At 67.5% G+C, this 11803-nt stretch carries 14 protein-coding genes; 10 read left to right on the top strand and 4 right to left on the bottom strand.

What is annotated here, in order from left to right:
• Nucleotides 1-439: 439 nt before the first annotated feature.
• Nucleotides 440-619 carry a hypothetical protein gene (locus V7Q48_RS12140; RefSeq protein ID WP_333838434.1) on the bottom strand — a complete coding sequence of 60 codons (180 nt, stop codon included), beginning with the start codon at nt 617-619 and terminating at the stop codon, nt 440-442.
• A gap of 249 nt (nt 620-868) precedes the next feature.
• Here V7Q48_RS12140 and V7Q48_RS12135 point away from each other — a divergent pair, with 249 nt between their 5' ends.
• On the top strand, nt 869-1120 hold the full coding sequence (locus tag V7Q48_RS12135; RefSeq protein WP_333838433.1) for a GlsB/YeaQ/YmgE family stress response membrane protein: 252 nt from the start codon (nt 869-871) through the stop codon (nt 1118-1120).
• A 37-nt stretch (nt 1121-1157) separates the two neighbouring features.
• On the opposite strand, the gene nadB is transcribed toward V7Q48_RS12135, so the two are convergent.
• On the bottom strand, nt 1158-2750 hold the full coding sequence (nadB, locus tag V7Q48_RS12130; RefSeq protein ID WP_333838432.1) for an L-aspartate oxidase: 1593 nt from the start codon (nt 2748-2750) through the stop codon (nt 1158-1160).
• A 360-nt stretch (nt 2751-3110) separates the two neighbouring features.
• Here nadB and V7Q48_RS12125 point away from each other — a divergent pair, with 360 nt between their 5' ends.
• Nucleotides 3111-3308: a hypothetical protein gene (locus V7Q48_RS12125; protein WP_333838430.1), complete on the top strand. Its 198-nt coding sequence runs from the start codon at nt 3111-3113 to the stop codon at nt 3306-3308.
• Nucleotides 3309-3374: 66 nt separating this feature from the next.
• Here V7Q48_RS12125 and V7Q48_RS12120 read toward each other — a convergent pair whose 3' ends face one another.
• On the bottom strand, nt 3375-4334 hold the full coding sequence (locus V7Q48_RS12120) for an ABC transporter ATP-binding protein (RefSeq protein ID WP_333838429.1): 960 nt from the start codon (nt 4332-4334) through the stop codon (nt 3375-3377).
• 97 nt (nt 4335-4431) lie between these two features.
• Between V7Q48_RS12120 and V7Q48_RS12115 the strand changes: the two genes are divergently transcribed.
• The 8 genes from V7Q48_RS12115 to V7Q48_RS12080 all read left to right on the top strand — a co-directional run bounded on the left by V7Q48_RS12115 (nt 4432) and on the right by V7Q48_RS12080 (nt 10389).
• A complete protein-coding gene (locus V7Q48_RS12115) occupies nt 4432-4653 on the top strand; it encodes a zinc-finger domain-containing protein (RefSeq protein ID WP_333838428.1) in 222 nt (73 codons plus the stop codon).
• 88 nt (nt 4654-4741) lie between these two features.
• Nucleotides 4742-6184, top strand: a complete 1443-nt coding sequence (gene tldD, locus V7Q48_RS12110; protein ID WP_333838427.1) for a metalloprotease TldD — start codon at nt 4742-4744, stop codon at nt 6182-6184.
• Between the two features lie 82 nt (nt 6185-6266).
• Entirely contained in the window at nt 6267-6692 is a 426-nt protein-coding gene (locus V7Q48_RS12105) for a hypothetical protein (protein WP_333838426.1), read from the top strand.
• A 44-nt stretch (nt 6693-6736) separates the two neighbouring features.
• Nucleotides 6737-7258, top strand: a complete 522-nt coding sequence (locus tag V7Q48_RS12100) for a GNAT family N-acetyltransferase (protein WP_333838424.1) — start codon at nt 6737-6739, stop codon at nt 7256-7258.
• A 145-nt stretch (nt 7259-7403) separates the two neighbouring features.
• Entirely contained in the window at nt 7404-8555 is a 1152-nt protein-coding gene (ispG, locus tag V7Q48_RS12095) for a flavodoxin-dependent (E)-4-hydroxy-3-methylbut-2-enyl-diphosphate synthase (RefSeq protein ID WP_333838423.1), read from the top strand.
• A gap of 26 nt (nt 8556-8581) precedes the next feature.
• Entirely contained in the window at nt 8582-9172 is a 591-nt protein-coding gene (locus V7Q48_RS12090; RefSeq protein WP_333838422.1) for a DUF4919 domain-containing protein, read from the top strand.
• A gap of 28 nt (nt 9173-9200) precedes the next feature.
• Nucleotides 9201-9689 (top strand): GNAT family N-acetyltransferase, encoded by a 489-nt coding sequence (locus V7Q48_RS12085; RefSeq protein ID WP_333838421.1) that lies wholly within the window; start codon nt 9201-9203, stop codon nt 9687-9689.
• Nucleotides 9690-9813: 124 nt separating this feature from the next.
• Nucleotides 9814-10389 (top strand): murein L,D-transpeptidase catalytic domain-containing protein, encoded by a 576-nt coding sequence (locus tag V7Q48_RS12080; RefSeq protein WP_333838420.1) that lies wholly within the window; start codon nt 9814-9816, stop codon nt 10387-10389.
• 161 nt (nt 10390-10550) lie between these two features.
• Here the strand turns inward: V7Q48_RS12080 and V7Q48_RS12075 are convergent.
• Nucleotides 10551-11803: L,D-transpeptidase family protein (locus V7Q48_RS12075; protein WP_442947129.1), on the bottom strand; the 1253-nt coding region annotated here is incomplete at its 5' end.

Raw genomic sequence — 11803 nt, 5'->3', positions numbered from 1 at the left:
TGCCGACGCTGCGGGGCGCTCCCGATCACGACCCCTGTGCTAACTAGGTCTGGTGTTGTTGGCCGCTGCGACCACAACCCATAGTGCCTGATCCGTTTCCAGACGCAAGAGGGGGTGGCCCATAGGGGCACCGCGATTCGTCGTACGTACGATTCGTTCTGGCGCTGCCGTCCCCCTGCAATCGGGTGCGACGCGCCGGATTTCAACGGTTCAAGTGGAAAGTGAGGGGGGAGGAAATAAATCGGGCGCGGCGGGCTTTGTTGTGGACAATCGCAATGTCCAGACCGACGCCCAAGATTTCCACCACCGCGACCCAGGTCGCTTCCTCCACGAGGATGCAAACGGCAAGAGCGGGCGGCAGGGGCGGGCGGCAGGGGCGGGACGCCCGCGACCTTCCGGCCGGGCGACCCGCCCCTGCGGCAAGGTCTGCGCTATCGGCTTACTTGGGGCACTTCACGAACTTGCCCTTGGCATCCTTGCAGGGCTTGCTTGGCGCGGCCTTGGGCGGGGGGCACTTGATGAAGCGGCCCTTGGCGTCCTTGCACGGCGCGGCACCCGCCACGGCGGGCGCGGCGCAAAGCGACAGGATGGCGATGGCGGCAAATGCGGTCTTGCGCATGGAAAGTCCTTTCTCGCAGGGGTTCCCCTTGCGGCAGGATACCTCCAAAATGGCAGGATCGTCGAGTAAACTAGTGTCAATCCAAGGGGACGGGCGATGGAGAAGCAGTCGCTGCATCCTCTGCATGACGAGGGCGAGGGCTGCCACAGGGGTGGACGGCCACCGGCGCTGCGGATTATGCCTTAAGCATCGGCAGGGCCGCACGGACAAGCCCCGCCCCGGAACATTCCAGCCAAGGAGCCATGTGCGTTGCGCGACATCATCTCGATGCTCATTTCCGGCCTGCTTGTCGGCCTCGTTGCCCGGTTTCTCTATCCCGGCGCGATCGAGATGGGCTGGGCGCGCACGATCCTGCTCGGCATCGGCGGCGCGCTCGTCGCCGGACTCGCCTCGAGCCTTGCCGGGCGCGGGACGGTGAGCGAGGGGTTCAACCGTGCCGGCTGCCTCGCCTCGATCCTGGGTGCGATGCTGCTGATCTTCCTCGGCCGCCACTTCTGGTAAGCGGCGGCACGAGGCCCCCCAATTTGCAAACAGGCGCTCAGTTCGGGACCAGAATCGTTTCGCGGGCGGCGGGCTGGCTCTGGGGATAGTCCTGGTTGTAGTGCAGCCCGCGGCTTTCGCGGCGCGCGCGGGCGCTCTTGACGATGAGATCGGCGGCCTGGAGCAGGTTGCGCAACTCGATCAGGTCCGAGGTCACGCGGAAGTTGCCGTAGTACTCGTTGACCTCGTTCTTGAGCAGCTTGATGCGATGCGCGGCGCGTTCGAGGCGCTTGTTGGTGCGCACGATGCCGACGTAGTTCCACATGAAGCGGCGCAGCTCGGTCCAGTTCTGCTTGATGACCACGTCCTCGTCGGAATCGGCCACGCGGCTTTCGTCCCATGCGCGCACTTCGGGCGGCTGCGCGAATTCGTCCCAGCGATCGAGGATGTCGCGCGCGGCGGCATCGCCGAACACGAAGCATTCGAGCAGGCTGTTGGAGGCAAGCCGGTTGGCGCCGTGCAGCCCGCTTTCCGAGCATTCCCCCACGGCATAGAGGCCGGCGAGGTCGGTCCGCCCGGTAAGGTCCACCAGCACGCCGCCGCAGGTATAGTGCTGCGCCGGGACCACCGGGATCGGCTCGCGCGTCATGTCGATGCCGAGGCCGAGCAGGCGTTCGTAGATGTTGGGGAAGTGACCGCGTACGAATTCCGGGTCCTTGTGGCTGATGTCGAGGTGGACGTAGTCCAGCCCCAGCCGCTTGATCTCGTGGTCGATCGCGCGGGCCACCACGTCGCGCGGGGCCAGTTCCTCGCGCGGGTCGAAGCGCGGCATGAAGCGCTCGCCGCCACCGGGGTAGCCGGGCGGGATCTTGAGATGTCCGCCCTCGCCGCGCACCGCCTCAGTGATGAGGAAGTTCTTGACCTCGAGGTTGTAGAGGCAGGTCGGGTGGAACTGCATGAATTCCATGTTCGACACCCGGCAGCCCGCGCGCCAGGCCATGGCGATGCCGTCGCCGGTCGCGCCGCGCGGCGCCGTGCTGAACAGGTAGGTGCGCCCTGCGCCCCCGGTTGCCAGGATCGTCGCGCGCGCGGTCAGGCACTCGACCTTGCCGCTGCCCGTGTTGAGGGCATAGACGCCCCACACGCGGCGATCGCCCTTGGGGTGCGCGCGGTGCCGGTCGGTGACGAGGTCGATCGCGACCATGTCGGGCTTGAGCGTGATGTTGGGATGCGCGACCGCCGCCTTGATCAGCGCCTGCTGCACGGCAGCGCCGGTGGCGTCGTCAACGTGGACGATGCGGCGGTGCGAATGCCCGCCCTCGCGCGTCAGGTGCAGGCTGCCGGCTTCCTCGTTGAAGGGGACGCCGATCTCGGCAAGCCGGGCGATGGCATCGGGCGCATGTTCGACGACGTATTCGACCGTTTCGCGCCGGTTGAGGCCGCACCCTGCGATCATCGTATCGCGCACGTGATCCTCGAAGGTGTCGCCCTGGTCGAGCACCGCGGCGATGCCGCCCTGCGCCCAGGCCGTCGATCCCCCGTCGAGCCGCCCCTTGGCGAGCACGGTGACGCGGCAGCGCTCGGCAAGGACCAGTGCCGCAGTGAGGCCGGCCGCGCCCGAGCCGATGATGATGACGTCGCCGGTGCTCATGCCCGTGCCTCCCGGCATGGCGAAAGCCGGTTCGGTACCGCCGTTTGCGTCGGCGCGAGGAAGGGTGCGGTGGGAGCGCGGCGAGAGGGGGGAGGGGGGCTTCGCATCACGCCGCCTCTTTGCATCGCCACCCCCCGTTTGAAAAGCCCTGCCATGGTCTGCCCGGAAGGGCGAGGCAGGCGGCAGGGCCTCGCATCCCGGGTTTTACGGGGCGGATCCGAGATACTAACTTAAGTATAGGAATGAGTCTGATTTGACTTGGGTTTCATCCGGCGAAACGCTAAGGGTTTGTACGTAACGCATGCGGATCCCACGCCGTTCGCCGTTCCCTACCGATCCCCCCGCGGAGTCGAGCGCGACATGATTTTCGGTTATCTGTCCTGCCTGTTGAACCGGCACAAGCCGTCACGACGCAGCGTCGTGTGGGACTCGTTCCGCTATACCTCGCACTGTGTGCGCTGCGGTAAGCCGGTCTATCGCAAGCAGGGCGGCGGCTGGCGCGAGGCCGATACCAAGGCCTTGGAGCACAAGGGTTCACCCGAGGCGCGCCAGCCCTGACAAAGCGGTTCGCGTTGTTGTGCGGCGCGAAAAGCCGATGATCCCACCGCGTGGCGGCAGGCGGGCTCAGGCGTCGGCGGTCAGGCGCACGAAGACGTCTTCGAGATCGGCCTCGCGGGTCGAGACGTCGAGCACGTTGACACCCAGCGCGTGGATGGCACTGAGGACCTCGCCCGCATTGCTGCGGTCCTTGTCGTAGGTGATCTCGACCTGTCTTTCGTTAAGGGTCGACTTGAGGAAGGCAGGATGCTGCGGCGCCTGGTCCAGCGTGCGATCCAGCGTCAGGACCACGACCTTCTCGCGCGCCATGCCGACCAGTTCGCGCGTCGGCTTGTTCGCGATCAGGCGGCCGTGGTTGATGATGGCGATGCGGTCGCACAGCTGCTCGGCTTCCTCGAGGTAGTGCGTGGTCAGCACGACGGTGACGCCGCCGGCATTCAATTCGCCCACCAGTTCCCACAACTGCCGCCGCAGTTCGACGTCGACGCCCGCAGTCGGCTCGTCGAGCACGAGAACCGGCGGGGTGTGGACCATCGCCTTGGCGATCAGCAGGCGGCGCTTCATCCCACCCGACAGCGAACGCGAATAGGCCTTGGCCTTGTCGGCCAGATGCACCGCGCGCAGCTGTTCCATCGAGCGGCGCAGCGGCTTGGGAACGCCATAGAGTCCGGCCTGGATGTCGAGCACCTCGATCGGGGTGAAGAACGGGTCGAACACGATCTCCTGCGGCACGATGCCGATCGCGGCCTTGGCGTTGCGTCGGTCGGTGTCGATGTCGTGGCCCCAGATCTCCACCGTTCCCGATGTTTTGAGGACGAGGCCGGCCAGTGTATTGATCAGCGTCGACTTGCCCGCGCCATTGGGGCCCAGCAGGCCGAAGATCTGCCCGCGCGGCACGTCGAAGCTCACGCCGTCGAGCGCGAGCTTGGCCGGCGCCTTGCCGACGGCGGCATACCGCTTCACCACGTCGCGAATGCGGATGGCAGGTTCGGCGGCGATCTCGATGCTGGGGGCGGGCTCAGTCATGGGCAGCTTCCTGCCGCCGGAACGGGGCGAGGTAAACCCCTGCCTTGGCGCAAAACGCCAATTGTGCGCTGCATCGGCTTTTGCTAGGCGGCTGGCCATGATCCAGCCTCCTGAAACGATCTTCACCGATGCCTCCCGCGTGTCGTGCGACGGGGCCACCGGCATCCGCAGCAATGGCACGTTCAAGCCTTCGGCGCTCGGCCATCCGCGCGTCTGGCTGGAGATCGACGAGAAGGGCTACGTCGAGTGCGGCTATTGCGACCGCCGCTTCGTGCTCAAGGGTGGCCCCGCCGACACGGGCGCCGAACAGGCCGCCTGAAGTACGCGGGCGGTCGGGCCGCGGGCGGGCGCTCGCTTCCTTTCACACCGCCATGGCCATCTGCGGGTGACGCTCCTATATCGGCAGGATGACCATATCCGCCGACACCCGCTCGCTGCTTTATCGCCCCGGCCTGCTGACGCCCGATGATGCGCTGCGCCTGACGCGCGAGGCGCTGAGCGCGTGCGATGATGGCGAACTCTACATGCAGTTCGTCGCCAGCGAGAGCTTCGGGTTCGACGATGGCCGGCTCAAGACGGCCGACTATTCGCGCGACGCGGGCTTCGGTCTGCGCGGCGTTTCGGGCGAAATGACCGGCTTTGCCCACGCCAATGACATCTCCGCCGCGGCGATCGCGCGGGCGGGCGAGACGCTCAAGCTGCTCGATCCCGCCAAGGGCCAGGCGGCGCCCCCGCCGCGCCGCAACAACCGCCACCTCTATACCGAAGCCTCGCCGCTCGACGCCGTGCCGTTCGAGGCGAAGGTCCGACTGCTCGAACAGATCGACGCGGCGGCGCGGGCGCGCGATCCGCGCGTGGTCCAGGTCTCGGCATCGCTGTCGGGCTCGTGGTCAGTGGTCGAGATCGTGCGTGCCGACGGCTTCGTCGCGCACGACGTGCGGCCGCTGGTGCGGCTGAACGTCGGCGTGGTGGTCGAGGAGAACGGCCGGCGCGAGACCGGCTCGTTCGGGATCGGCGGGCGCCGCCTCTACGACGACCTGTTCCTCGAAGAGACCTGGCAGCGCGGCATCGATACGGCTCTGGCGCAGGCGGTGGTCAACCTTTCGGCGGTCGCGGCCCCGGCGGGCGAGATGACCGTGCTGGTCGGACCCGGCTGGCCCGGCGTATTGCTGCACGAGGCGGTCGGCCATGGCCTCGAGGGCGATTTCAACCGCAAGGGCACCAGTGCCTTCTCGGGCCGGATCGGCCAGCGCGTGGCCGCGCCCGGGGTCACCGTGGTCGACGACGGCACGCTCGTCGGCATCGGCGGGCAGGGCCGCCGCGGCTCGCTCTCGATCGACGACGAGGGCACGCCGACGCAGGAGAACGTGCTGATCGAGGACGGCATCCTCAAGGGTTATATCCAGGACCGGCTCAATGCGCGGCTGATGGGCGTGGCCCCCACCGGCAACGGGCGGCGCGAAAGCTATGCCCATGCGCCGATGCCGCGCATGACCAACACCTTCATGCGCGGTGGCAACGACGACCCGGCCGAACTGCTCTCGCGCGTCAAGGACGGGATCTATGCCAAGTCGTTCGGCGGCGGGCAGGTCGACATCACCAGCGGCAAGTTCGTCTTCACCTGCACCGAGGCCTACCGGGTCAAGGACGGCAAGCTGGGCGACCCGATCAAGGGCGCCACGCTGATCGGCGACGGGCCGACGGTGCTGACCCGCGTGACCGGCATCGGTAACGACTTCGCGCTCGACGAGGGCGTGGGCATCTGCGGCAAGGGCGGGCAGAGCGTGCCGGCGGGCGTCGGCCAGCCGACCGTGCTGGTCAATGGCCTGACCGTGGGTGGCACGGCTTGACGCCGACCGGTCAGCGCCGGTTCAGCACCACTGTGGCATCGATCGAGGATCGATGACCGACTCGAAGATGAGAGGCGAAACCATGAAGACGCTTGCACGAATGCTGGCTCTCTCGCTCGCCGCCGGGGGCATGGTGCTCGCCGGGACGATGGCCGAGGCCAAGCCGCGCCTGACCCCGCAGGAACAGCTCGACAAGCGACTGGCCGGCCGCGTGCCGGGCAAGCCGGTCGACTGCATAACCATGCCGATGATCTCCAGCTCGCAGGTCTACGACAAGACCGCGATCGTCTATGACGCGGGCAGCACGCTCTATGTGCAAAGGCCCAAGGTCGGGGCCGAAAGCCTGCGCGACGACGACATCCTCGTCACGCGGCTGACCGGCTCGCAGCTGTGCTCGATCGACACGGTGCAGTTGCGCGACCGCACCAGCGGCTTCTATCGCGGGTTCGTCGGGCTCGACAAGTTCGTGCCCTATACTCGTCCGCCCAAGGTCGCCCAGGCGAACTGATCCGCCGGCTTTGCGCCGGCGCGAAGCCGCGGTATGGCGCAGCGATGACCACGCTGCGCCTTGCTACGCCCGCTGATGCCCTGCCGCTCGCCGCCCTCGCGCGCCGGGCGATCTCGACCAAGTTCGAGCACCTCTACGACCCGGCCGACTTTGCCGCCTTCATGGAGGAGGCACACAGCGACGCCACCACGGCACGGCAGATCGCCGATCTTGGCATGCGCGTGGCGGTGATCGAGGCCGAGGACGGCGCGCTGGTCGCGTTCTGCAAGCTCGTCCTCGACAGTACGCTGCCGCGCGAATTCACCGCGCCCGAGCGCCCGCTCGAACTCAAGCAGCTCTACACCGACCCAGACCGCATCGGCGGCGGCCTCGGGCGGCGCCTGATGGACTGGGCGATCGCGGTGGCGCGCGAACGCGGGGCGGACGAGATCCAGTTGACGGTCTATAGCGACAACCCGGATGCCCAGCGCTTCTACCACCGCTTCGGCTTCGCCAAGATCGCCGACATCGAATTCTGGGTCGGCAATCACTGCGACCCTGAATTTCTTTATGCGCTGAGGCTTTAGGGTCTCGGCGTCGTGCATCTTGTCGAGCTGGACTCCGGACTTGATCCGGGGTCCAGCTTTGCGGCTGGCACTGACCTCCCGGCACACGGGGGAGCCGAAAGGTCCGGGTAGCATCCTGCGTCCGGGCCGCGTATAAGCCGGCGCCATGAGCGAGATCCGTCCCTGGCGCACCATCGTGCGCCGCCAGAGCCGCCAGATCATGGTGGGCAACGTGCCGGTGGGTGGCGACGCCCCGATCACCGTCCAGACCATGACCAACACCCTGACCTCGGACGCGGTGGCGACGATCGACCAGATCCGCCGCTGCGAGGATGCGGGGGCGGACCTCATCCGTGTCTCGTGCCCCGATGTCGAAAGCACGGCGGCGCTGGGCAAGATCGTGCGCGCCGCGCGCATCCCGATCATCGCCGACATCCATTTCCACTACAAGCGCGCGCTCGAGGCGGCCGACGCTGGCGCTGCATGCCTGCGCATCAATCCGGGCAACATCGGCTCGTCCGATCGCGTCGCCGAGGTCGTGCGCGCGGCCAAGGCCAACGGCTGCGCGATCCGCATCGGAGTCAACGGCGGCAGCCTCGAGAAGCACCTGCTCGAAAAGTATGGCGAGCCGTGCCCCGAGGCGCTGGTCGAATCCGCGATCGATCACATCAAGCTGCTGCAGGACCACGATTTCCACGAATACAAGGTGGCGGTGAAGGCCTCCGACGTGTTCATGGCGGTCTCGGCCTACATGGGCTTGGCCGAAGCGGTCGATTGCCCGCTGCACCTCGGCATCACTGAGGCGGGTGGGTTGATCGGTGGCACCGTCAAGTCCGCGATCGGCATCGGCAACCTGCTGTGGGCGGGCATCGGCGACACGCTGCGCGTCTCGCTTTCGGCCGAGCCGGAAGAGGAAGTGCGCGTCGGGTTCGAGATCCTCAAGAGCCTGGGCCTGCGCACCCGCGGCGTTCACGTCGTTTCGTGCCCGAGCTGTGCGCGCCAGGGCTTCGACGTGATCCGCACGGTCGAGGCGCTGGAAGAGCGGCTGCAGCACATCAAGACGCCGATCTCGCTGTCGGTGCTCGGCTGCGTGGTCAACGGCCCCGGCGAGGCGCGCGAGACCGACATCGGGCTGACCGGTGGCGGCAACGGCAAGCACATGGTCTATCTCTCGGGCGTGACCGATCACACGATCCAGTCCGAAGAGATGCTCGACCATATCGTCGCGCTGGTAGAGGCCAAGGCCGCCGCGCTCGAGGCCGAGGCCGATGCCGCGGCGGCGATCGCGGGCACCAAGGTGGGCGAGCCGGCCGAGTGAATGGCTGGCGAGTGAAGGCATTCGAGATGAAGCATCTCTGGCTGGCGGCGGCGCCGCTGCTCGTCGCGGCCGCGCCGATCGAGGATCCGGCCCGGTTCCGCGCTGATCTCGCCCGCTTCGAGCAGGGCGATCCCGCTTTCGATACGCAAAGCCTGCGTCAGGCCAACCGGATGCGGCTGGGCGGCACCTTGCCCGAGTGGACCGCATCGGCCGAGGCGATGGCCGCGCTTGAAAGCAAGCCAGCCCGTGCCCTGGCCCTCGCCGAAACCCAGTTGGCGATCGATCCGCTCAACCTCAACGCGCTTTACGTGGCGGAGCAGGCGCTGACATCGCTGGGCCGCGCCCCAGAAGCCGCCCGCCGCCACGCCGAGATCGTCGCGCTGCTCAAGAGCATCACCGGCGGGCGCGACGGGGCTTCGCGCGAGACCGCGTGGACCGTGGTCAGCCCGGCGGAAAAGGATACCGCGCTGGCGCTGCTGGGCATGAAGGTAACCGGCGAGACGACCTTGCGCGACGGGCCGCACCGCTGGTCGGTGGTCCAAGCCATCCAGACCGAGGCCAACCAGCCGCTCACGCTGTGGATCGCGCTCGACGATCCTGCCACCCCGGCCTCCTGACACCAGCCGATTTTCGAGGGGATTTCCGATGTCGTGTACGATTCGCCCGGCGACGCTTGCCGACCTGTCGCTGATTGCCGCCCTGATCCGCGAGCTGGCGGACTACGAGAAGCTGGCCCATGCGGTCCGCTTCGACGAGGCGACGCTCGAGCGCAACCTGTTCGGGCCGCGCCCCATGGCCGAAGTCGTGATCGGCGAGGCCGATGGCGTGGCACAGGGCTTCGCGCTGTTCTTCCACAATTTCTCGACCTTCGAGGGCAAGCCGGGGATCTATCTCGAAGATCTCTACGTCCGCCCCGAGTCGCGCGGGAAGGGGCTGGGCAAGGCGCTGCTGCAACACCTCGCCGGCATCGCGCTGGAGCGGGATTGCGCAAGGCTGGAATGGTCGGTGCTCGACTGGAACGCCCCGGCGATCGCGTTCTACGAGTCGCTCGGCGCCCGGATGATGGACGAATGGACCGTCATGCGCGTCGATGACGCTGCGCTGCAGCATCTGGGGGCTGTCGGGCGGAACTGACGCGTGGTAGGATCATTCAGCTTCGGCCCATGGGCACCATGGCACGAATGGATCTATGAACGCGCCGCCTGAACTTCCTGCCGACCGCTTGCTCTCCCGTCGTTCAATCCTGCGCGCCGGGGGGGTGGCCCTGGCCGCCGCAGCGGGCCCGCGCGCCTTTGCCCAGGCCTGGTCGATCTCGCCGCAGCATCGCCAGATCCTCGCCGTGGCGGCACAGCAGCGCGACCGTGTCGCCAACCTGCTGTGGCATACCGATGTCGTGGGCGTGGCGGACTTCGGCCAGCCCTCGTCGCTGCCACGGTTCCACTTCGCCGATCTCGTCGCCGGACGCGTCGACTCGCTGCTCGTCTGCCACGGCCGCGGGTCCGACCCGCAGCACGACGGCTACCTCAAGCTCTTCTCGAACCAGATCAACAGCCTGGCCACCTCGCGCGGGGCCTTCGTCACCAACGAATGGTATCGCGGCAAGTATGGCCAGTCGATCCGCCTGACCGGCGTCGACCCCGACAACAACATGGCACAGGACCGCGCGATCGTGGTTCACCCGGCATGGTACGCCAATCCCGACATGCTGGCCAAATGGGGCAAGCTTGGCCGCAGCGACGGCTGCTTCGCCCTGCCTGAGGCGGATTTCCCGCAGGCGATGTGGCGCCTGGCGGCGGGGCGGCTGATCTATTCGGAGCGTCTTGGCTTCGTCTGAGGGTGGGGTCGTTTAAGGCCTCGCCCCTCCGTCAGTCGCTGCGCGCCTGACACCTCCCCATCATGGATGGGGAGGATCTATGAGATCCTCCCTGCCGTGAGGCGGGGAGGGGGACCGCCGCGAAGCGGTGGTGGAGGGGCCATCACCAGCCCCGCCAGGCCTTAAAGCGGGTTGTCCAGCTTGGTGACCGCCTCATTGCTCTTGCGCTGGGTGGTGTGCAGCTGGCGCGGCTGCGCGAAGCTGGCGATCACCGGTGCGTCGCGGCTGTAGAGGTCGGTGAAGTTGCGCATGGTGCCGTTCACGTCGCGCGCCACCGTGAAATAGGTGATGTAGACCGGGAAGGGCTTGGTCATCGGGACCTTGGTGTACTTGCCCGAGAGGTTGTACTCGACCGCGGTGTCCTTGGGCAGGTCGGCACCGAGGATCGCCATGGTCATCGCCAGTTCGGTCGCGCGCTCGGCGCGGATGCAGCCGTGCGACAGCGCGCGGTTGTCCTGCGCGAACAGGTTCCGGTTGGGCGTGTCGTGGATGTAGATGGCGAACTCGTTGGGCATGTCGAGCTTGACGCGGCCCAGCGAATTGTTCTCGCCCGGCTGCTGCACCACCTGGATCGTGCCGTCCGAGAGCTGCTTGACCGCATAGTTCATGCGCTTGGCCTTGGCGGGATGCGCCAGCAGGTCGGCGCCGAGGCCCTCACCCTTGACGATCGACTGCGGCACCGTCCAGGTCGGGTTGAACACCACGTTCTCGACCATTTCGGCCAGCTGCGGCGTGGCGGTCTTGCCCGGCTTGCCGACGATGGCGCGGTAGGTGGTAATGATCTGGTTGTTCACCGTCAGGCGCAGCATCTGCTCGGGCACGTTGATGATGAGGTACTGAAGGCCGAGGTCGTGGCCCAGCCAGCGCCAGCGGTCCATGTTGGCGCGGATCATCGCCAGCTGCTTGGGATCCTTCGTGGTCTGCAGCGCCTGGCGCAGCAGCGCATAGTCGGGATGCGTGGGCAGCAGGCTGCGCAGCGTGCCCTTGACGTCGTGCGTCTCGGTCGCCTGCGCCAGCAGCGCGGAATTGGGGTGCAGGTCCTGGTCGGGATCGACGGCGAACCACTGCACGCGCGCGGGCATCGGCGTGCGGCCATCGCGCAGGTCCTCGGCCAGCCACACGAACAGGCGGCTGGCGAGTTCATTGAGCTGGTCACCTTCGCCCTGGGCGATCGCGGCGGCCAGCGCGGCGGGCTGGTAATCGCGCGCATAGAGGCCTTCCTGGCCGATGCCGCGGATGGCGGAGAGCAGATCCTTGGCATCCTGCAGCGTCCACATCGCCACGGGAGGCGGCGCCTCGACCTGCGGTTCGGCGGGCGGCGGCGTCGGCACCCCGACTGCGGCCCCCGAGGGCACGGGGGCCGCAGTCGGGGTGC

It is taken from the genome of Novosphingobium sp., from assembly GCF_036803765.1.
Taxonomy (GTDB): Bacteria; Pseudomonadota; Alphaproteobacteria; order Sphingomonadales; family Sphingomonadaceae; genus Novosphingobium.
The sequence above is the reverse complement of the archived record's forward strand: the minus strand, read 5'-3'. Positions and strand labels throughout refer to the sequence as shown.